This window comes from Escherichia sp. Marseille-Q3837, assembly GCF_916618735.1.
GTDB lineage: Bacteria > Pseudomonadota > Gammaproteobacteria > Enterobacterales > Enterobacteriaceae > Escherichia > Escherichia ruysiae.
Genome location: NZ_CAKAKC010000001.1, coordinates 2,739,642 through 2,756,765, shown reverse-complemented (window position 1 = coordinate 2,756,765; position 17,124 = coordinate 2,739,642). Strand labels below are relative to the sequence as shown.

The 17,124-nt window shown below is 47.4% G+C and carries 27 protein-coding genes, 1 pseudogene and 1 other annotated feature; of the genes and pseudogenes, 22 read left to right on the top strand and 6 right to left on the bottom strand.

All coding sequences use genetic code 11. The annotated features are described in order from the left end of the window. Window positions 1-5: 5 nt before the first annotated feature. A complete protein-coding gene (locus LG381_RS12970; RefSeq protein ID WP_000990548.1) occupies window positions 6-557 on the top strand; it encodes a hypothetical protein in 552 nt (183 codons plus the stop codon). A 511-nt stretch (window positions 558-1,068) separates the two neighbouring features. Beyond that, window positions 1,069-1,341 (top strand): hypothetical protein, encoded by a 273-nt coding sequence (locus tag LG381_RS12965; RefSeq protein WP_225762515.1) that lies wholly within the window; start codon window positions 1,069-1,071, stop codon window positions 1,339-1,341. A gap of 21 nt (window positions 1,342-1,362) precedes the next feature. On the opposite strand, the gene LG381_RS12960 is transcribed toward LG381_RS12965, so the two are convergent. Continuing rightward, window positions 1,363-1,902: a super-infection exclusion protein B gene (locus tag LG381_RS12960; protein WP_000073666.1), complete on the bottom strand. Its 540-nt coding sequence runs from the start codon at window positions 1,900-1,902 to the stop codon at window positions 1,363-1,365. A gap of 209 nt (window positions 1,903-2,111) precedes the next feature. Between LG381_RS12960 and LG381_RS12955 the strand changes: the two genes are divergently transcribed. The 17 genes and pseudogenes from LG381_RS12955 to LG381_RS12875 all read left to right on the top strand — a co-directional run bounded on the left by LG381_RS12955 (window position 2,112) and on the right by LG381_RS12875 (window position 9,334). Then, window positions 2,112-2,735, top strand: a complete 624-nt coding sequence (locus LG381_RS12955; protein ID WP_021572760.1) for an Nmad5 family putative nucleotide modification protein — start codon at window positions 2,112-2,114, stop codon at window positions 2,733-2,735. A gap of 224 nt (window positions 2,736-2,959) precedes the next feature. Beyond that, window positions 2,960-3,130 (top strand): hypothetical protein, encoded by a 171-nt coding sequence (locus tag LG381_RS12950; protein WP_001183771.1) that lies wholly within the window; start codon window positions 2,960-2,962, stop codon window positions 3,128-3,130. A 75-nt stretch (window positions 3,131-3,205) separates the two neighbouring features. After that, a complete protein-coding gene (locus LG381_RS12945; RefSeq protein ID WP_000050554.1) occupies window positions 3,206-3,376 on the top strand; it encodes a hypothetical protein in 171 nt (56 codons plus the stop codon). An 8-nt stretch (window positions 3,377-3,384) separates the two neighbouring features. Then, complete coding sequence (locus LG381_RS12940) at window positions 3,385-4,092, top strand: Rad52/Rad22 family DNA repair protein (RefSeq protein WP_053880671.1); 708 nt, start codon at window positions 3,385-3,387, stop codon at window positions 4,090-4,092. Then, the gene (locus LG381_RS12935; protein ID WP_225762514.1) at window positions 4,093-4,560 is read left to right on the top strand and encodes an HNH endonuclease; all 468 of its coding nucleotides are present in this window, start codon (window positions 4,093-4,095) and stop codon (window positions 4,558-4,560) included. After that, window positions 4,557-5,063 (top strand): single-stranded DNA-binding protein, encoded by a 507-nt coding sequence (gene ssb, locus LG381_RS12930; protein ID WP_000098523.1) that lies wholly within the window; start codon window positions 4,557-4,559, stop codon window positions 5,061-5,063. Before LG381_RS12935 ends, ssb begins: the two co-directional genes overlap by 4 nt. Window positions 5,064-5,071: 8 nt before the next feature. Then, the gene (locus tag LG381_RS12925) at window positions 5,072-5,620 is read left to right on the top strand and encodes a 3'-5' exonuclease (protein ID WP_016248935.1); all 549 of its coding nucleotides are present in this window, start codon (window positions 5,072-5,074) and stop codon (window positions 5,618-5,620) included. A 16-nt stretch (window positions 5,621-5,636) separates the two neighbouring features. Beyond that, entirely contained in the window at window positions 5,637-5,930 is a 294-nt protein-coding gene (locus LG381_RS12920) for a phage anti-RecBCD protein (RefSeq protein WP_033802350.1), read from the top strand. Between the two features lie 10 nt (window positions 5,931-5,940). Next, window positions 5,941-6,105 (top strand): DUF2737 family protein, encoded by a 165-nt coding sequence (locus LG381_RS12915; protein WP_001214446.1) that lies wholly within the window; start codon window positions 5,941-5,943, stop codon window positions 6,103-6,105. After that, window positions 6,102-6,518 carry a hypothetical protein gene (locus LG381_RS12910; RefSeq protein ID WP_225762513.1) on the top strand — a complete coding sequence of 139 codons (417 nt, stop codon included), beginning with the start codon at window positions 6,102-6,104 and terminating at the stop codon, window positions 6,516-6,518. Before LG381_RS12915 ends, LG381_RS12910 begins: the two co-directional genes overlap by 4 nt. Continuing rightward, window positions 6,515-7,000 carry an ead/Ea22-like family protein gene (locus LG381_RS12905; RefSeq protein ID WP_225762512.1) on the top strand — a complete coding sequence of 162 codons (486 nt, stop codon included), beginning with the start codon at window positions 6,515-6,517 and terminating at the stop codon, window positions 6,998-7,000. Before LG381_RS12910 ends, LG381_RS12905 begins: the two co-directional genes overlap by 4 nt. 1 nt (window position 7,001) lies before the next feature. After that, window positions 7,002-7,136 (top strand): annotated as a pseudogene (locus LG381_RS12900) (DUF551 domain-containing protein); the annotation flags it as partial. Window positions 7,137-7,422: 286 nt separating this feature from the next. Beyond that, complete coding sequence (locus LG381_RS12895; RefSeq protein WP_000951710.1) at window positions 7,423-7,632, top strand: hypothetical protein; 210 nt, start codon at window positions 7,423-7,425, stop codon at window positions 7,630-7,632. Between the two features lie 104 nt (window positions 7,633-7,736). Beyond that, entirely contained in the window at window positions 7,737-8,342 is a 606-nt protein-coding gene (locus LG381_RS12890; protein WP_225762983.1) for a dATP/dGTP pyrophosphohydrolase domain-containing protein, read from the top strand. Window positions 8,343-8,438: 96 nt separating this feature from the next. Then, the gene (locus tag LG381_RS12885; RefSeq protein ID WP_001277763.1) at window positions 8,439-8,618 is read left to right on the top strand and encodes an Eag protein; all 180 of its coding nucleotides are present in this window, start codon (window positions 8,439-8,441) and stop codon (window positions 8,616-8,618) included. Window positions 8,619-8,718: 100 nt separating this feature from the next. After that, window positions 8,719-9,063 carry a hypothetical protein gene (locus LG381_RS12880; RefSeq protein ID WP_032255648.1) on the top strand — a complete coding sequence of 115 codons (345 nt, stop codon included), beginning with the start codon at window positions 8,719-8,721 and terminating at the stop codon, window positions 9,061-9,063. A gap of 79 nt (window positions 9,064-9,142) precedes the next feature. Then, window positions 9,143-9,334: an AlpA family transcriptional regulator gene (locus tag LG381_RS12875; RefSeq protein ID WP_000132739.1), complete on the top strand. Its 192-nt coding sequence runs from the start codon at window positions 9,143-9,145 to the stop codon at window positions 9,332-9,334. On the opposite strand, the gene LG381_RS12870 is transcribed toward LG381_RS12875, so the two are convergent. After that, window positions 9,315-10,493 carry a site-specific integrase gene (locus tag LG381_RS12870; protein ID WP_001007954.1) on the bottom strand — a complete coding sequence of 393 codons (1,179 nt, stop codon included), beginning with the start codon at window positions 10,491-10,493 and terminating at the stop codon, window positions 9,315-9,317. The two genes, LG381_RS12875 and LG381_RS12870, sit on opposite strands and share 20 nt — an antisense overlap. Window positions 10,494-10,674: 181 nt before the next feature. Between LG381_RS12870 and sbcB the strand changes: the two genes are divergently transcribed. Next, window positions 10,675-12,099 (top strand): exodeoxyribonuclease I, encoded by a 1,425-nt coding sequence (gene sbcB / locus LG381_RS12865; protein WP_222686727.1) that lies wholly within the window; start codon window positions 10,675-10,677, stop codon window positions 12,097-12,099. A 73-nt stretch (window positions 12,100-12,172) separates the two neighbouring features. Here sbcB and plaP read toward each other — a convergent pair whose 3' ends face one another. The 4 genes from plaP to LG381_RS12845 form a co-directional block, all read right to left on the bottom strand. Continuing rightward, window positions 12,173-13,531 (bottom strand): putrescine/proton symporter PlaP, encoded by a 1,359-nt coding sequence (plaP, locus tag LG381_RS12860; protein ID WP_000019197.1) that lies wholly within the window; start codon window positions 13,529-13,531, stop codon window positions 12,173-12,175. Then, on the bottom strand, window positions 13,521-13,583 hold the full coding sequence (gene yoeI / locus LG381_RS12855; RefSeq protein ID WP_105279388.1) for a membrane protein YoeI: 63 nt from the start codon (window positions 13,581-13,583) through the stop codon (window positions 13,521-13,523). Before yoeI ends, plaP begins: the two co-directional genes overlap by 11 nt. A 214-nt stretch (window positions 13,584-13,797) precedes the next feature. Then, complete coding sequence (locus LG381_RS12850) at window positions 13,798-14,727, bottom strand: LysR substrate-binding domain-containing protein (protein WP_000803376.1); 930 nt, start codon at window positions 14,725-14,727, stop codon at window positions 13,798-13,800. Window positions 14,728-14,772: 45 nt separating this feature from the next. After that, window positions 14,773-15,597 (bottom strand): SDR family oxidoreductase, encoded by an 825-nt coding sequence (locus LG381_RS12845; protein WP_000754742.1) that lies wholly within the window; start codon window positions 15,595-15,597, stop codon window positions 14,773-14,775. Between the two features lie 426 nt (window positions 15,598-16,023). On the opposite strand from LG381_RS12845, the gene hisL reads away from it, so the two are divergent. Together hisL and hisG are read left to right on the top strand one after the other, a co-directional pair. Next, the gene (hisL, locus tag LG381_RS12840; RefSeq protein ID WP_225762982.1) at window positions 16,024-16,074 is read left to right on the top strand and encodes a his operon leader peptide; all 51 of its coding nucleotides are present in this window, start codon (window positions 16,024-16,026) and stop codon (window positions 16,072-16,074) included. Continuing rightward, window positions 16,050-16,173 (top strand) — a sequence feature (His leader region). Its footprint overlaps the gene before it by 25 nt. A gap of 46 nt (window positions 16,174-16,219) precedes the next feature. Beyond that, window positions 16,220-17,119 carry an ATP phosphoribosyltransferase gene (gene hisG, locus LG381_RS12835; protein WP_000131781.1) on the top strand — a complete coding sequence of 300 codons (900 nt, stop codon included), beginning with the start codon at window positions 16,220-16,222 and terminating at the stop codon, window positions 17,117-17,119. Window positions 17,120-17,124: the final 5 nt, after the last annotated feature.

Here is a 17,124-nt window from a genome sequence, read left to right as displayed (position 1 = left end):
AGCTGATGAATGCAGCTCAATCATCTTTGGATGAGGGAAAGCTAGTAATTGCTTACTCTGATAAGAATGGCTCTACAGTAGGGCTGGAATTTTCTTCTGTAGCATCAAGCCAAGCAACGCTCTTGATGAAAGCTTGTTCTGTTGCTGCTTCAGATAAAGAAAAACGGATTGTCACATCGGTTGTGATGGATGATACTGAGATCATTCAAACAACAAGTGATGATGGAGGCGACGACATGGATAAGCGATTAGCAGTTCTTGAAGCTGAAGTTGCGCACATCAAGAGCAGCATGGCAGGAATTAAAGAGGATACCCGGAAAATATCTTCTGATTCTACTGACGCCAAAAGAGACACCGCTGTACTTTTACAGAAGAGCCTGGATTTTGATGCTTCATTATCTAAGAAACCATCGGTTGACTACTTTGAAGCTAAATTTTCCGCTTTGGAAACCAAGATAGCAGATGTAAAAGTATGGATGCTCGGGGTTCTCCTGGCCTCGCTTGCTATGCCAACTATATTTTTCCTAATAAACTTGTACCTTAAGAAAGGTCAGTAATTTAGCAAATCCGGCCACCGAGCCGGGTTTTTTATTGCCCGCCGATCACTATCAGGACAGCACCTGCCCGCCGGTCCAAACTATTGATTAAATTACTATAATTCTTAATACAACTCCCATATCCCGCCATCTCGCCACCACCCCATTCGCTCGTTTTTCGAACTTTTCAGCACCCATCCTGCTGTTGCCACCGACTTAAGTAAGCAAAACCATCGCGGGTAAAACTATTTACACAAAAAAATCATACACATAACGTGTCACACCTTTATTTTACACATTTTGTGATTGACCATTAAATCACAATGTGTGACTATCATTTCCATCAGCAGGACGCTGGAAGCCAAACGGAACAGATTGGCAGGCTCTTTAACATCGACGGACTCTCAACCTAACCGTTGAGACCAGAACTTGAGTGGTTTTGGGGATGGCGCGAATTGCAGCTGCAAGACAGCGATCGAGAAGATAAGCACCTCGACGCGTCATGCGCCAAAGCCACTTAAAGGAGACCATCATGGTAACCATTGTCTGGAAAGAATCCAAAGGTACGGCAAAAAGCCGCTACAAAGCTCGCAGAGCAGAACTTATTGCCGAGCGACGCAGTAATGAAGCACTGGCGCGAAAAATTGCGCTAAAGCTCTCTGGTTGCGTCAGAGCAGACAAAGCAGCATCACTCGGAAGCCTTCGCTGCAAGAAGGTAGATGAATGCAGTGGAAGTATTTGCCTGCCAAACGTAGCTCTTTACGCGGCAGGCTACCGGAAATCAAAACAACTGACAGCGAGGTGACGATCCCCCGCCGTCGAGGAACTAAATTAGCTCATCAGCTTTACCAGCAAAGCGCATATAACACTCATGGAACCAGACGTCAGGTATAACAAATTTCTCTTTACCTGACGCGCTGTAAGTCACACCTGAGCGATGGAGAAGACCTTTTCTCATAAGAGATAAAGCGACCGGATCGCCGTGCTTAAGTACGATTTTGTTATTTGCCATAACAGCAAATGCTAAAACCTCTTTTTCCTGAATACTCAGAGAATTGAACAGGCGCTCAGTCTCCACAATTACTTTAGCCTCATCTCTCTTACTGAGATATTTTTTATATCTGTCTGAAGATGCCAGAAATATAAACTCCATCACCCTGTTCAGAACATAACTGATACACAAAAGCATTGCGTAATACATCCAGTGATCTGGAAGTATTTCGGGGTTCCTTATATCTACCCACTCTTTAATTGATGCTGGGGTGATTATTATCAAGGCAATTAAAATAATAAGCATATGAATTAACTGTTGTAGCGTAAGACCACGCAGGAAGAAACGTAATAGTTCCTGCCACCAGTTACTCATCGGTGAATCTCCATCATTCTCTCTGTAGGGGTGAATAGAGTTTATCCGATTTCTCGCTGTAGGGGTACACGAGAACCACCGAGCCTGATGTGGTTAAAAGACAGGCACAATCTTTACTACCGCAAGCCACGCAGTGAAATGGGGGTGACTTGTGTTGGTCGCCAGAAAATGAAATTAGGCAGCAAACCACTTATTTGAGAGGAATTAATATGTCATCAATCCGCTTAACTACGAGAATGAAAGAGGAAATCGCTCGTAACGCTTTAATTAAGTCTGGGGTTTTCACTGAACTTGAAGAAGTAACAAAGTTAAAGAACCAGCTTGCACTTGACGCCAGAGTTATTGCGTTTGGCGGTAAAAAGAAAACTGAGGAAGTGGATCATTTATATTCCAAGTTAGTAGCTATAAGTGAAGAACTTGAAAAACTGGGATGTTCATTTTACTCATACGATGTTCGTTCTACTTCAATTTATCTGACTGTATCTGGCAGAAGGGTTGGATGGCATTCATATGGGAAAGACGGCAACGGCGAAGATATATTGCTCCCTACTCCGACCAAAGATAAATGCATGTTTGACGCAGAGCACGAAATAACAAAAAGGTTTGATGAAATCTGCGCATTGCAACAAAAACTTGAAGCCAAGAAAAAGGATATCGAATCAAATGTATGGGCTGCTTTGAACTCAGTCACAACAGTTAAGCGACTTATTGAAGTTTGGCCTGAAAGCAAAGAATTGCTACCAAAAGAAGCAGATAAAGCAAGTACAGCACTTCCTGCTTTACGGGTAGAAGATTTGAATAAGATGATTGGACTTCCTTCCGAGGCCGCATAGTCGGCCTTTATTTTTAGCATAAACAACAGAATAAACACTGCACTGTGTATTCATTCCAACGAGTGAATACACGGAGCAATGTCGCTCGTAACTAAACAGGAGCCGACTTGTTCTGATTATTGGAAATCTTCTTTGCCCTCCGATGTGAGGGCTTTTTTATATTCATACCAATAACGCTTCACTTGAGGCGTTTTCGTTATGCAATCAAACAGAAGGAGCATCCTATGCAACAGTTCGCTATTGCAGGGGCGGCATCGGTTCGCCCTTTCAACCCGATTTTATCGGTGCAGCATTCACGAAAAAATATTTTAACCGGAGCAGACTTTAAACAACCAAGAATGAAAAGCTTGCTCGAAAAGCTTTGGGATATTTTGAAACAACAAGGCCGTCCATGAGTTTTGCAGATAACTGGTCAGACGAAGAATTCATTCGTCAGATGAAAGAATTAATCGGTAATGAAGGAGATATTCATGTCACTTGCAACCACAGTGAAGGAGAGCAAGTTACAGAGACGCATGTACACGCAGCAGGCGTTAATGTATCGCCAGAAGGGAGATCGTGAAGGTGTTCGCGTATTTTTAAATGCGGCAAAGACTGAAGTATTAAATCAGCGTTATTTCCTTGGGCCATGTCCATTCTGAGGTGAATTATGGATTTGAATAAATTCGATGAGCCATTCAGCCCTGAAGATATCGAATGGCGAATACAGCAAAGCGGTAAAACACGCGATGGCAAGGTGTGGGCTATGGTGCTGGCTTATGTCACGAACCGGGCAATCATGAAACGCCTGGACGATGTTTGCGGCAAAGCAGGATGGCGCAATGAATACCGCGATATTCCCAACAACGGCGGCGTTGAATGCGGCATATCAATAAAGATTGATTCCGAATGGGTAACCAAATGGGATGCTGCTGAAAACACGCAGGTAGAAGCCGTCAAAGGTGGTCGTTCCGGTGCAATGAAGCGCGCTGCCGTTCAGTGGGGAATCGGTCGGTATCTGTATAACCTTGAGGAAGGTTTCGCACAAACATCTCTCGATAAAAAGCAGGGGTGGCACAGGGCAAAACTGAAGGATGGAACAGGATTTTACTGGCTCCCTCCATCGCTGCCGGGATGGGCAATCCCAGCATCAGATAACAAACCATCACCAGAAAATACCAACCAGAAATCTCCATCGGTTGACTGCGAACAAATCCTGAAAGACTTCAGCGATTATGCATCAACAGAAACTGACAAGAAAAAACTCATAGAACGTTATCAGCATGACTGGCAATTAATGGCTGGCAATGAGGATGCGCAGGCTAAATGCGTTCAGGTAATGAACATCAGAGTTAACGAACTAAAACAGGCGGCATAAATGTCTCACTTGGACGGAATTATTAAAAGATTCGAGTCCAGCTACAAAGTTAATGAAACAACAGGTTGCTGGGAGTCTACCTATTCAAAAAACAAAGGAGGATACACAAAATTTGTAGCCTTTGGCGTAACAATGCTTTCTCATCGGGTTGCTTTTGAGCTTTATCACTCCCCCATTCCATCTGGGAAGATGGTTTGCCACAAATGCGATAACCCATGCTGCGTTAATCCTGAACATCTCTTTTTAGGTAGCGCGCAAGAAAACATGGACGACAAGATAGCAAAAGGAAGGCATCGTGGAGCCAAGAAAGGTCATGCTCATCATGGTGCAAAATTAACAGAGTGGCAGGTTATAGAAATTAGGAAAAGACTCTCTGAAAAAGAGAGTCAGTACAAGATAGCAAAAGACATGGGTGTATCTCAATCAATTATAAGCAACATAAAAACTGGCAAGAGGTGGAGAAAATGAGTTCTCGCGGGATAAATAAGGTGATTATCCTTGGTCGGGTAGGACAAGACCCGGAAGTTCGATACTCACCATCAGGAACAGCGTTCGCTAACCTGACAATAGCCACGTCAGAACAATGGCGAGATAAAAATACTGGCGAGCAAAAGGAATTGACTGAATGGCATCGTGTTGCTGTATCCGGGAAACTGGCTGAGGTCGTGGGGCAGTATGTGAAAAAAGGTGATCAGATTTATTTCGAGGGAATGCTGAGAACCAGAAAGTGGAAAGACCAGTCAGGACAAGACCGTTACACAACCGAGGTTCATGTCGGAATTAATGGCGTGATGCAAATGCTTGGCGGCATTGGCGACAGCAAACAACAAGCAGCCAGCAGGCAATCACAGAAGCCACAGCAGCAATCATCACCAGCACAACACAACGAACCACCTATGGATTTTGACGACGATATACCCTTTGCACCAGTAACTCTCCCCTTCCCTCGTCACGCTATTCACGCAATTTAAGGACTTACATGAATCACTTGATGGTTGACCTTGAAACAATGGGCAACGGGCCATATGCGCCAGTTATTTCTATTGGGGCGGTGTTCTTTGACCCGAATACCGGAGAAACAGGAGAAGAGTTCTCGGTAAATATCTCGCTTGAGTCATCAATGCGATATCGGGCGCGTCCTGACGCTTCAACCATTTTATGGTGGATGGAACAGAGTGAAGAAGCCAGAAAATCGCTAACCAGCAACACTCAAGAGCTTTCAACGGCTCTTTCATGGTTATCTGAATTCATCATAAAGAACGCCAACCACAAACTCGTTCAGGTTTGGGGGAATGGAGCATCATTTGACTGCGTTATTCTCCGCAACAGTTATTCGCTGACAGGGCAGCCAGTTCCGTGGCAGTGGTGGAATGACCGCGACGTAAGAACAATCGTCGAGCTTGGAAAGGTAATAGGATTCGACCCTAAGCGAGATATGCCATTCAAAGGAACTCGCCACAACGCGCTTGATGATGCCATCCACCAAGCCAAATACGTTTCAGCAATCTGGAAAAAATTAGCTAAATAATCAACAGGAGAAAAATATGCCAGCGCCTCTGTATGGTGCGGATGACCCGCGCCGCTGTTCCGGCAATTCCGTATCGGAGGTGCTGGATAAATTCAGAAAAAACTACGACCTGATAATGTCGCTACCGCAGGAAACGAAAGAGGAAAAGGAATTTCGCCATTGTATATGGCTTGCAGAGAAAGAAGAACGAGAGCGAATTTACCAGACATCAATCCGACCATTCCGCAAAGCCACATATACCCACTTCCATGAAATTGACCCGCGCCTGCGTAATTATCGCTCACGCTATGGCGCTATCAGTAATGACTGAGGAATTTACCATGAGAGGACTTGCATACAATCCCGGCATTCTTCCGGCAGAAATGATTATTCGCCAACGCGTAAAGCCAATGCCATCGAGAGAGGAATTACTTAAGAGAAATAGTTTCGGTTCTGTTAACGACAACAAATATCTGAATGCGATGTGGCGGAGTGGAAAAAAATGAAACAAATGACACTAATTGAGATGGATGGTTTTCTGAAAGGTAAATGCATCCCACGAGATTTAAAGGTTAACGAAACAAACGCTGAATATCTGGTGCGTAAATTTGCTGAAGCGGAGGCCAAGTGCGCGGCGCTGGCGGCGGAGAATGCGGCAATGCATGAAACTATTGCAGCCGTTCGCAGTGTTGCGGATAACTCCAGTGGAATTTCCGGATGGCATTTGAATGGCGATATCGCCACATGGGAAGAGATTCTTCCTGAAATTAACGATATCGAAACCCCAGCCACCGACGCTCTCCTGGCTGAAGTGCGGGCGCAGGGGGTGGAGATGTTTGCGGAGTGTGCATACACACTTGAACATCATGATCACGCAGTAGCTTTTGCGGCCGAGCTACGTAAAGGAGATAGACAGTGAGCGAAATTAATTACCAGGCACTGCGTGAGGCGGCGGAACGTGCAATTCCAGCAATGGAACGCCTGTTAATGTTGCCAGTTGATGATGATTTGTTAAGTGAACAGGAACTTAAAGATTACGGTGTGGATATTGATGCGCTCAACGCCTTCAAATTTCTGACCGGGCCAGAAACCGTGCTGGCACTACTGGATGAACGGGAAAGGAACCAGCAATACATCAAATCCCGCGACCAGGAGAACGAGGAAATTGCGCTAACGGTAGGGAAGCTGCGCGTTGAGCTTGAAGCAGAAAAACAGCGGGCAAAAGTTCTATTTATGGAAAATGCTCGGCTTAAGTCAGGCATAGCCGGTCTGATACACCTCGGTATTCGATATGCAGATGTTGAGGTCATGAAAATTGCTGGAGATGCCCAGCTTTCTACCCCATGCACTGACAGCATCATAAACAGCATTGCAACAGGCATTCGCATCAAAGGAGAGTGATATGACCACTATGACCAAAGAGCGACTACTGACAATCAAGCAGTGGCGCGAAACATACGGACCTGGTAGCAACGTTGTACTGCCAGCAGAAGAAGCGGAAGAACTGGCACGAATTGCTCTGGCATCGCTGGAAGCAGAGCCTATTGGTGAGGTTTCAGAGAAGCGACTCGGCCTTGTTATGGATGGAACGGTAGACCTTGGCGGGAAATCAACTTATCGCATCATTAAGGGAGAAAAAGCGATGAAGTTGTTGCCGCTGGGGACGAAGTTTTATACCGCCCCTCCAGTGCCAGTAGTACCGGAAGAAAAACCAATGCCTAATCCTCTTAGCATGTACACGGTTGATGCTGTTGCCGCTATTGCAGAGGTGAGAGGCTGGAACGCCTGCCGCGCTGCAATGCTTCAGGGTAAAGGGGAGTGATATGGCTATTGCCGCAAGTTACACCATGCATCTCTATTGTGACTGCCGCCAGTGTACGGAAGGTGTATATCCAGTGCCAGACTTCGGTGAATATATCGGTACGTCATGGGCTGGCTGTGCAAAAGAGGCGCGCAAGGATGGCTGGCGAATAAGCAAAGACAAAACGCGTGCTTTTGCGCCCGGGCATAAAGTTTTGAGGATTAACAAATGACCACTATTACCAGAGAACAAGCTCTGAAAATTATTGAGGCAGCCGATGAGGTTATTAGTGCGCTTGCCGGAACTAACGAGGATGTTCACCCTGGTAGCGATAACATGCTACGCCTGTGGGATGACCTGAATGACCGTTACGCGCCGCCGGAAGTTGTGCGTGAGCTGGCACGGATTGCACTGGCATCACTGGAACGCGAACAGATTCGCCACGAGCATGCCAAATGGTCTGACTCCACATTTGGCTGCGTTGGCCCCATTGGTCCACTGAAACACCTCTCAAAAGAGGCACTGGAAGCCGCAGCCGAACCTGACGATCTCAGCGAGTGGGCTGATATGCAGTTCCTGTTGTGGGATGCACAGCGCCGTGCTGGTATCAGTGATGCTGAAATTACCGCTGCTATGGAAAATAAATTGAAGATCAACATGGAACGCCAGTGGCCTGAACCAAAAGATGGTGAGCCTCGCTTGCACATTAAAGAACCCGGCAACTATCCGGTAACTCCGGATGGTTGGATAAGCTGTAGTGAGCGAATGCCGGAAGACACCAAAATGTTACTGGCATTTAGTCAAGGTGAAATCGTGGCCGCATATTGGAACTGGGTTGTAAATCCAATTGATTACAAAAAATATAGAGCTTTCACGTATTTATCAGGAAATATCTTGGATGACGTAACTCACTGGATGCCGCTACCAGAGCCTCCACTTTGAAAGCGAAGCTTATACATATCTTTTACATCAGCAATCTATTGTTAATCTCCATTCAATGTTACGTTGTCATCTCACTCATGCTTTGGAGGTAGTGATATGTCTTGTCCAAAATGCGGTTCTGGAAATATTGCAAAAGAAAAAACAATGCGTGGATGGTCTGATGATTATGTGTGCTGCGATTGCGGATACAACGACTCTAAAGACGCATTTGGAGAGCGTGGTAAAAACGAGTTTGTCAAAATTAATAAAGAACGCGAAGGCAACGAAAAAAGCTAATTTATTTATTCATATATGAAAACAATGTAACCAATATTCGAATTGAAGAACTGAAAGAACACCAAACCGCCTGATGGCGGTTTTTTATTGGAGACAAGAAATGTCAGATTTGGCTATGAAGATTTTGAAATGGCAATCGACTGGCGATGTCGGCATCAGTAGCGCAACTCTTGCCTCAATCGCATGTGGACTGAAAAAGAATATCTATGGTCATCACTTCGGCGCTCCACATGACGCAGCCGATTTCCGACGATGCGTTGCACTTGTTGAGCAGATTCCAGAAATCAGAGATTCATTCGACAAGGTTGCAAAGCGCGTTCCGGCATTCAAAGGAATCCTCAACGAATGGGATTCCCTCGTTGCTCTGTTGAAGTCTGAAATGAAGATACACGGAAACAAAGCACCAGAGACTTACAGAAGAATCAGCGAGCTACGCAAGGACTAACCCGCCTCACACTCGATGAGGCCTGTTCATATCTGATAGAGCCGCTATATGGCGGTTTATTTTTGCCTGGAGAATTAAGATGACCGATACCAGCCTGATTCCTGAGAAAGAAGTGATGAACAAGCTCGGTGTTTCATCACGTCAGACAATCTGGAACTATACCAAACGGCACGGATTTCCGAAGCCAGTCAGAACCCACCCCAAATCATACCTTCGTGAAGCTGTTGAAGGGTGGATTCTTAACGGTGGCGTTAATCAGAAATGCTCCTGATGTGCCAGAACAATTTATCAGCGTGAAGCTCATACGCTTTGCGCTGAGCCTCTATCCAGTCGTGTTTATTGTATACGGACATTATCCCGCCAAGTTCATGACCGAGCATTCGCTCAGTAACATGAGGCTCGACATTCATCTCGGACAGCCGTGTAACAAGCGTTCTTCTGAAATCGTGTGTTCGCCAGTAACCTAGATCCATCCCTCCCCTTATTCTATTTACGAATCGGTTGGCTGCAGCGATGCTGATCGGTTTGTTTATGTCTTCTCCAGGGAAAAGAACATCATTGTACGTTGTCATGGCCTTTTCGAGAAAAGGCTTAATTTGTTCGAAGATTGGACGGCGGATAACATTACCCATCTTGCTATGCTCTTTCGGTACGGTCCATACGTTGTCCAGCAGGTCAAATTCTGTCTTTGTTGCCAGCCTAAGCTCTGAGAGCCTCGCCCCCCACAGCATAAGCATCTGATGAAGCAGCTTATTTGACGTAGAAGCACGGCTTCTTTCAATAGCAAGCCAAATCTTAGCCAGTTCGTGATACGACAGTACCCGATCCCCTACCTCAGCGCGTGAGCCGAAGTCCCTTGGCTGGATGCTCATAATTGCGCAACTATCTATCAACTGACGCCGCATGCACCAACTTATTGCTGATCTTAGTTGACTTAGCACCTGCCTTGCTCGGCGTGGATTATCTCTTTCTTCTTCGGTAAGCAGGTCAACCCATTGCTTAACCGTGATAGAAGATGCCGGACGATTAGGAAAGGCGTCATGCATGCGCTTCATAACCGTTGATCGGTAAAGTGCCTGGGTCTTTTCTCTGAGAGTTGTAGAGACGTAATTGTCGAACCAGTAGTCGAGACACTGGGCGACCGTCATGGAGTTCTCCACCTTCTCTTCAAAATAGGTGCGTGGATCCGTTCCTGAGAAATAGAGCTTTCGCAAGTCAGCAGTGATCTGTCTGGCATCCTTCAAAGACAGGGATGGGTATCGACCAAGCCCAAGTCGATTAGGCTTGCCATGCCAGCGATAGCGGTACTGGAACTGGATGACCCCCTTCGGTGAAATTCGTACGCTGAGGCCATCGGCATCAGCCACTTCTTGTGGGCCCGAATATGGTTTACCATAAATAGTACGCAGTTTTGTGTCGCTTATAGCCATAAATAATATTTGGTACGCTCAGAAATAATGGTTTGGTACACATCTGGTACACAATATCACATGGACAACAGCGCACAGTAAACAACTATATTTGACGTTCGTAGACATACTCAGGTGAAAAAATGGTTGTTTTTCGAGTTATAACAGACAGTTAATTAACTACAGTGGACAATGCTAGACAATGACAGACACAGATAAACAACCTACCTTCCTCTTTCACGATTATGAAACCTTTGGCACGCACCCTGCGTTAGATCGCCCTGCGCAGTTCGCTGCCATTCGCACCGATAGCGAATTCAATATCATCGGCGAACCAGAGGTTTTTTATTGCAAGCCTGCAGATGATTATTTACCCCAACCAGGAGCAGTTTTAATCACGGGTATTACCCCGCAGGAAGCGCGGGCGAAAGGAGAAAACGAAGCTGCGTTTGCCGCTCGCATTCATTCGCTTTTTACCGTACCGAAGACCTGTATTCTGGGCTACAACAATGTACGTTTCGATGACGAAGTCACACGCAACATTTTTTATCGTAATTTCTACGATCCCTATGCCTGGAGTTGGCAGCATGATAACTCTCGCTGGGATCTGCTGGACGTCATGCGCGCCTGTTATGCGCTGCGTCCGGAGGGGATCAATTGGCCTGAAAATGATGACGGTCTACCGAGTTTTCGCCTTGAACATTTAACCAAAGCGAATGGTATTGAACATAGCAATGCCCACGATGCGATGGCCGATGTGTACGCCACTATTGCGATGGCGAAACTGGTGAAAACGCGTCAGCCACGCCTGTTTGATTATCTCTACAGCCATCGCAACAAGCACAAATTGATGGCGTTGATTGATGTGCCACAGATGAAACCCCTGGTTCACGTTTCCGGTATGTTTGGTGCATGGCGCGGCAATACCAGTTGGGTTGCGCCGCTGGCATGGCATCCTGAAAATCGCAATGCCGTGATTATGGTGGATTTAGCGGGAGATATTTCGCCATTACTGGAACTGGATAGCGACACGCTGCGCGAGCGCCTGTATACCGCGAAAGCCGATCTGGGCGATAACGCCGCCGTTCCGGTTAAGCTGGTGCATATTAATAAATGTCCGGTATTAGCACAGGCGAATACGCTTCGCCCGGAAGATGCCGATCGGCTGGGCATTAATCGCCAGCATTGTCTCGATAACCTGAAAATTCTGCGTGAAAATCCGCAAGTGCGTGAAAAAGTGGTGGCGATATTCGCTGAAGCCGAACCATTTACGCCTTCAGATAACGTGGATGCCCAACTTTATAACGGCTTTTTCAGCGACGCCGATCGCGCGGCAATGAAAATTGTACTGGAAACCGAGCCGCGTAATTTACCGGCACTGGATATCACCTTTGTCGATAAACGCATTGAGAAGCTGTTGTTCAATTATCGTGCGCGTAACTTCCCAGGAACGCTGGACTACGCCGAACAGCAACGCTGGCTGGAGCACCGTCGTCAGGTCTTCACGCCAGAGTTTTTGCAAGATTATGCTGATGAATTGCAAATGCTGGCACAACAATATGCCGATGATAAAGAGAAAGTGGCGCTGTTAAAGGCGCTTTGGCAGTACGCAGAAGAGATCGTCTGAAAAGAAAAAACCGGAGCGATAAACTCCGGTTTTTAGTGACTTACCGGATGGTTATACCATCCGGCTTGTAAGATTATGCAACGTCTTCGTATTGCGGAACCGGATTGCGGAAGCTCTTCGTCACGCAAGCCAGATAAATCAGACCGATTGCCGCCCAGATCAGACCCAGAACCATTGAGCTTTCTTCCAGGTTCACCCACAGCGCACCTACAGTCAGAGCACCACACATCGGCAGGAACAGATACTGGAAGTGATCTTTCAGCGTTTTGTTACGCTTCTCACGGATCCAGAACTGCGAAATGACCGACAGGTTAACGAAGGTAAATGCTACCAGCGCACCAAAGTTAATCAGCGCCGTTGCCATCACCAGGTCAAAGTTGATTGCCAGCAGAGCAATCGCGCCAACCAGGATAATGTTCATTGCCGGGGTACGCCATTTCGGGTGTACATAACCGAAGAAGCTTTTCGGGAACACGCCGTCACGACCCATTACGTACATCAGACGCGCTACGCCTGCGTGCGCCGCCATACCGGACGCCAGTACGGTAATGGTGGAGAAGATCAGCGCGCCGACCTGGAACGCTTTACCCGCAACGTACAGCATGATTTCAGGCTGTGACGCATCCGGATCTTTAAAGCGAGAGATATCCGGGAAGTACAGCTGCAGGAAGTAAGTTGCAAAGATGAAGATCATGCCGCCGATCAGCGCGGTCAGGAAAATCGCACGCGGGATCACGCGCTCTGCATCTTTGGTTTCTTCCGACAGGTTGCTGATGCCGTCAAAACCGGTAAAGGAGAAGCACAGGATCGTCGCACCGGTAATCATCGGGATAACATGCGCATCACCAGACCAGAACGGACGGGTGCTCGCCAGCGTACCAGCGCCTTCACCTTCAAATACGCCGTAAACTACCATGCCCAAAATTACCGCTATCAGCACAACCTGCAACACTACGATTACCGTGTTGAAGTTCGCTACGGATTTCAGACTACGCAGGTTAAAGGCGGTCATAAAGGCCACCAGCGCCACCACAAACATCCACGATGGGATGGAAGGCACCAGAGCTTCAAAATAGATTTTCGCCAGCAGGATGTTGATCATCGGCGCGAACAGATAGTCGAGCAGGGAAGACCAACCCACCATAAAGCCAACGGTCGGGCTAATGGATTTCTGGGCGTAAGTGTATGCAGAGCCAGCAGAAGGATAGCGGCGAACCAACTTCCCGTAGCTCAAAGCCGTAAACAGGATCGCAATTAATGCGAACGCATAGGCTGTCGGCACATGACCATCCGTGAGGCCTGAAACGATACCAAAAGTATCAAACAGCGTCATCGGCTGCATATAGGCAAGACCCATCATTACAACCGGAACTAACGTAAGCGTTTTACGCAATTCCACGCGAGAGGTGTTTGGAGTAACGTTATGCGACATGGTCATTCTCCTTTACGGTGAAAACCGTCGCGTAAGCAAAAAATTGCCCCATTTTTTTGGATTCCTCAGCGACAACAACTGTCGATTTTTAGTAAATATCTATCCGGTACGAAGCCCGGCCTCTTGGTATGAATGATTGGTTTGAAGCAAAAAATAACCGACGCGGATAAAACGTCGGTTTTTAGTCATTTTTTGACAGCGGCGCATTGTGCCTAAATGGGGGGTAAATGACAAGAGAATGAGAGGCTTGTCATAAAATTTTTTATTTAAATGGCTGATTTTCCGTCATCAGATTTTGCATAAACTCCAGCAATCGCACTATTTGCTAAAATCTCATCCCGCCACCATGCGCTGGCAAGCCCTGCGGTCTGTTCGTTCCAGCCAATCCAGACCGGTTCAAAAAGAGTTTGGGCGACCACTTTCTTCTCAATTAACGCGCCACTATCGAGAAAACGTTGCGCCAGATAGCGGGGTAAATAGCCACAACCAAGACCGCTTATTTGTAGCTCCAGTTTGGTTTTAAAATCGAATACGGTTATGGCTTCTTGTTCATCGAGAAGTTGCGAGGCCGTAGAAGCGCCTGCCTGCGCAGTATCACCCACCACAATCGCCCGATACCGCTTAATGATACGACGGTTTAACGGTTCTTCTTCCTGGGCTAGCGGATGATGAGGCGCTACCGCAAAAACTTGTTCCAGATCGCCCAACCGCGAGAAACCAAACTCACTGGAAGACGGTGGCTCATGCATCGCGCCAACAATAATATCCGCTCGCCCCTGAGTCAGGGCATCCCAGGAACCACCGAGTACACCATTGACAAACTTCAGGCGCGTCACGCTATGATGTTGATAAAAGGCTTCAATGAGTGGCGCAAGCAGGGAAAAAGGAAACGTATCATCTACCCCAATCACCAACTCGTTTTCCCAGCCTTCATGAAGTTTGATAGCCTGCTTTTCCAGTTCTCGCACGGTATGGAGAACTTCCCGCCCTTTCTCTAATAACATTTTTCCGGTACGGGTGAATTTAGCGCGGTGACCGCTGCGATCGAGTAATTGAATATTAAGGTCGCTTTCCAGCTTATGAACGGTATAACTCAGAGCGGACGGCGTCTTGTAGAGTTTGGCCGACGCCGCCGCAAAACTGCCTTCTTTTTCTAAGGCATCGAGGATCATCAACACATCCAGCAGTGGTTTCATACACGCCCCCTTGCAGTGTATGCGGCGTCCTGCTGGCGTGATCGTTTACTCCAGCGGCATTACCAGCGGATCGGGATACTGGTATTCAAATCCCAGTTCATTGCAAATCCGACTGCCATCAATAATTTTACCCTTACCGCTGTCCAGACTGTTTCTGAACTGCGGGGGTTCCAGCCCCAGTAAACGAGCCATCTGTGGGTAGAAAACATTGCGCGCAGGGTGAGCTGGCGCACATATATTATAGATGTGTCCACCTTTAGGTGCCTGTAACAACAGGGTGATAGCGCCAATAACATCTTCCTGGTGGACTAAATTAACACCGTGTTCACCGTCAGGCGCGGTTTTTCCGGCAAAGAAGCGTCCGGGATGGCGCCCTGGTCCGACCAGCCCCGCAAGACGCAGAATATCGACCGAAGTACCGGGTAAATTGTGCAGCCAGTCTTCGAGTTCTTCTAATACTCGTCCACTGTTGGTCACCGGATTACGCGGGGTAGTTTCTTTCACAGTGCCTTGTGCATCGCCATAGACAGACGTTGAGCTGGTAAAAATAATGCGAGGAATACGATGAGCCAGCGCGCTATCCACCAGCTCTTGCACAGCTTGTAAATAGAACTCATCGCCGGGGCCACTGCGACGTGCAGGAAGCGTAATGACCAGCGCATCGGCATCCATCAGGGCATCCAGATCGTCAGAATCACAAACTAACTCAGGCTCCATGCGAAGCAGATAGCTATCAATCCCGCTCATTCGGGCCGCTTCGACGCCATCTTGTGTGGTTTTACTCCCGGTGACCTGCCAGCCTCGCGCTGAAAGTGACATCGCCAGCGGCATACCTAACCACCCTAACCCGACAATTGCGACCTTTTTCATCCGTTTTCTCCTGATACACCTTAGATCTATAAGGCTACGCTAGCGTATCAAAACTGACAATTCATTCTATGAATGAAATCGAAACTGTTAGCAAATATACAATTGCCTGATGCGCTCCGCTTATCAGTCCTACAAAAACATCAATATATTGAATTTAGGCAACATTTGTAGACCAGATAAGGCATTCACGCCGCATCCGGCAGGAACAAAGCCCACTTTAGTTACAGAACACAATGTTCTTGAGGGTTTTAAAGACATATTTTCACGATTACTTTTTTAACGTAGCCACTCCTGGCCCCCTCCTTTCCCCGCTCATTCATTAAGCAAATCCATCGCCATAAAATATATAAAAAAGCCCTTGCTTTCTAACGTGAAAGTGGTTTAGGTTAAAAGGCATCAGTTGAATAAACATTCACAGAGAATTTTATGGTACGCGTTCAATTTAAACACCACCATCATCACCATCATCCTGACTAGTCTTTCAGGCGATGTGTGCTGGAAGACATTCAGATCTTCCAGTGGTGCATGAACGCATGAGAAAGCCCCCGGAAGATCACCTTCCGGGGGCTTTTTTATTGCGCGGTTGATAACGGTTCAGACAGGTTTAAAGAGGAATAACAAAATGACAGACAACACTCGTTTACGCATAGCTATGCAGAAATCCGGCCGTTTAAGTGATGACTCACGCGAATTACTGGCGCGCTGTGGCATTAAAATCAATCTTCACACCCAGCGCCTGATCGCGATGGCAGAAAACATGCCGATTGATATTCTGCGCGTGCGTGACGACGACATTCCCGGTCTGGTAATGGACGGCGTGGTTGACCTTGGGATTATCGGCGAAAACGTGCTGGAAGAAGAACTGCTTAACCGCCGCGCCCAGGGTGAAGATCCGCGCTACTTTACCCTGCGTCGTCTGGATTTCGGCGGCTGCCGCCTTTCGCTGGCAACGCCGGTTGATGAAGCCTGGGACGGCCCGCTCTCCTTAAACGGTAAACGTATTGCCACCTCTTATCCTCACCTGCTCAAACGTTATCTCGACCAGAAAGGTATCTCTTTTAAATCCTGCTTACTGAACGGTTCTGTCGAAGTGGCTCCGCGCGCCGGACTGGCGGATGCGATTTGCGATCTGGTTTCCACCGGCGCCACGCTGGAAGCCAACGGCCTGCGCGAAGTCGAAGTTATCTACCGCTCGAAAGCCTGCCTGATCCAGCGCGATGGCGAAATGGAAGAATCCAAACAGCAACTGATCGACAAACTGCTAACCCGTATTCAGGGCGTGATCCAGGCGCGCGAATCGAAATACATCATGATGCACGCACCGACCGAACGTCTGGATGACGTCATCGCCCTGCTACCTGGCGCAGAACGCCCGACTATTCTGCCGCTGGCGGGTGACCAACAGCGCGTAGCAATGCACATGGTCAGTAGCGAAACCCTGTTCTGGGAAACCATGGAAAAACTGAAGGAACTGGGCGCCAGCTCGATTCTGGTTCTGCCAATTGAGAAGATGATGGAGTAATAGCC

Excerpts from the sequence above, each read along its gene's own strand:
- LG381_RS12970 (WP_000990548.1), top strand. The coding sequence starts at position 6 with ATGAATGCAGCTCAATCATCTTTGGATGAGGGAAAGCTAGTAATTGCT.
- LG381_RS12965 (WP_225762515.1), top strand. The coding sequence starts at position 1,069 with ATGGTAACCATTGTCTGGAAAGAATCCAAAGGTACGGCAAAAAGCCGC.
- LG381_RS12960 (WP_000073666.1), bottom strand. The coding sequence starts at position 1,902 with ATGAGTAACTGGTGGCAGGAACTATTACGTTTCTTCCTGCGTGGTCTT.
- LG381_RS12955 (WP_021572760.1), top strand. The coding sequence starts at position 2,112 with ATGTCATCAATCCGCTTAACTACGAGAATGAAAGAGGAAATCGCTCGT.
- LG381_RS12950 (WP_001183771.1), top strand. The coding sequence starts at position 2,960 with ATGCAACAGTTCGCTATTGCAGGGGCGGCATCGGTTCGCCCTTTCAAC.
- LG381_RS12945 (WP_000050554.1), top strand. The coding sequence starts at position 3,206 with ATGTCACTTGCAACCACAGTGAAGGAGAGCAAGTTACAGAGACGCATG.
- LG381_RS12940 (WP_053880671.1), top strand. The coding sequence starts at position 3,385 with ATGGATTTGAATAAATTCGATGAGCCATTCAGCCCTGAAGATATCGAA.
- LG381_RS12935 (WP_225762514.1), top strand. The coding sequence starts at position 4,093 with ATGTCTCACTTGGACGGAATTATTAAAAGATTCGAGTCCAGCTACAAA.
- ssb (WP_000098523.1), top strand. The coding sequence starts at position 4,557 with ATGAGTTCTCGCGGGATAAATAAGGTGATTATCCTTGGTCGGGTAGGA.
- LG381_RS12925 (WP_016248935.1), top strand. The coding sequence starts at position 5,072 with ATGAATCACTTGATGGTTGACCTTGAAACAATGGGCAACGGGCCATAT.
- LG381_RS12920 (WP_033802350.1), top strand. The coding sequence starts at position 5,637 with ATGCCAGCGCCTCTGTATGGTGCGGATGACCCGCGCCGCTGTTCCGGC.
- LG381_RS12915 (WP_001214446.1), top strand. The coding sequence starts at position 5,941 with ATGAGAGGACTTGCATACAATCCCGGCATTCTTCCGGCAGAAATGATT.
- LG381_RS12910 (WP_225762513.1), top strand. The coding sequence starts at position 6,102 with ATGAAACAAATGACACTAATTGAGATGGATGGTTTTCTGAAAGGTAAA.
- LG381_RS12895 (WP_000951710.1), top strand. The coding sequence starts at position 7,423 with ATGGCTATTGCCGCAAGTTACACCATGCATCTCTATTGTGACTGCCGC.
- LG381_RS12890 (WP_225762983.1), top strand. The coding sequence starts at position 7,737 with ATGCTACGCCTGTGGGATGACCTGAATGACCGTTACGCGCCGCCGGAA.
- LG381_RS12885 (WP_001277763.1), top strand. The coding sequence starts at position 8,439 with ATGTCTTGTCCAAAATGCGGTTCTGGAAATATTGCAAAAGAAAAAACA.
- LG381_RS12880 (WP_032255648.1), top strand. The coding sequence starts at position 8,719 with ATGTCAGATTTGGCTATGAAGATTTTGAAATGGCAATCGACTGGCGAT.
- LG381_RS12875 (WP_000132739.1), top strand. The coding sequence starts at position 9,143 with ATGACCGATACCAGCCTGATTCCTGAGAAAGAAGTGATGAACAAGCTC.
- LG381_RS12870 (WP_001007954.1), bottom strand. The coding sequence starts at position 10,493 with ATGGCTATAAGCGACACAAAACTGCGTACTATTTATGGTAAACCATAT.
- sbcB (WP_222686727.1), top strand. The coding sequence starts at position 10,675 with ATGACAGACACAGATAAACAACCTACCTTCCTCTTTCACGATTATGAA.
- plaP (WP_000019197.1), bottom strand. The coding sequence starts at position 13,531 with ATGTCGCATAACGTTACTCCAAACACCTCTCGCGTGGAATTGCGTAAA.
- LG381_RS12850 (WP_000803376.1), bottom strand. The coding sequence starts at position 14,727 with ATGAAACCACTGCTGGATGTGTTGATGATCCTCGATGCCTTAGAAAAA.
- LG381_RS12845 (WP_000754742.1), bottom strand. The coding sequence starts at position 15,597 with ATGAAAAAGGTCGCAATTGTCGGGTTAGGGTGGTTAGGTATGCCGCTG.
- hisG (WP_000131781.1), top strand. The coding sequence starts at position 16,220 with ATGACAGACAACACTCGTTTACGCATAGCTATGCAGAAATCCGGCCGT.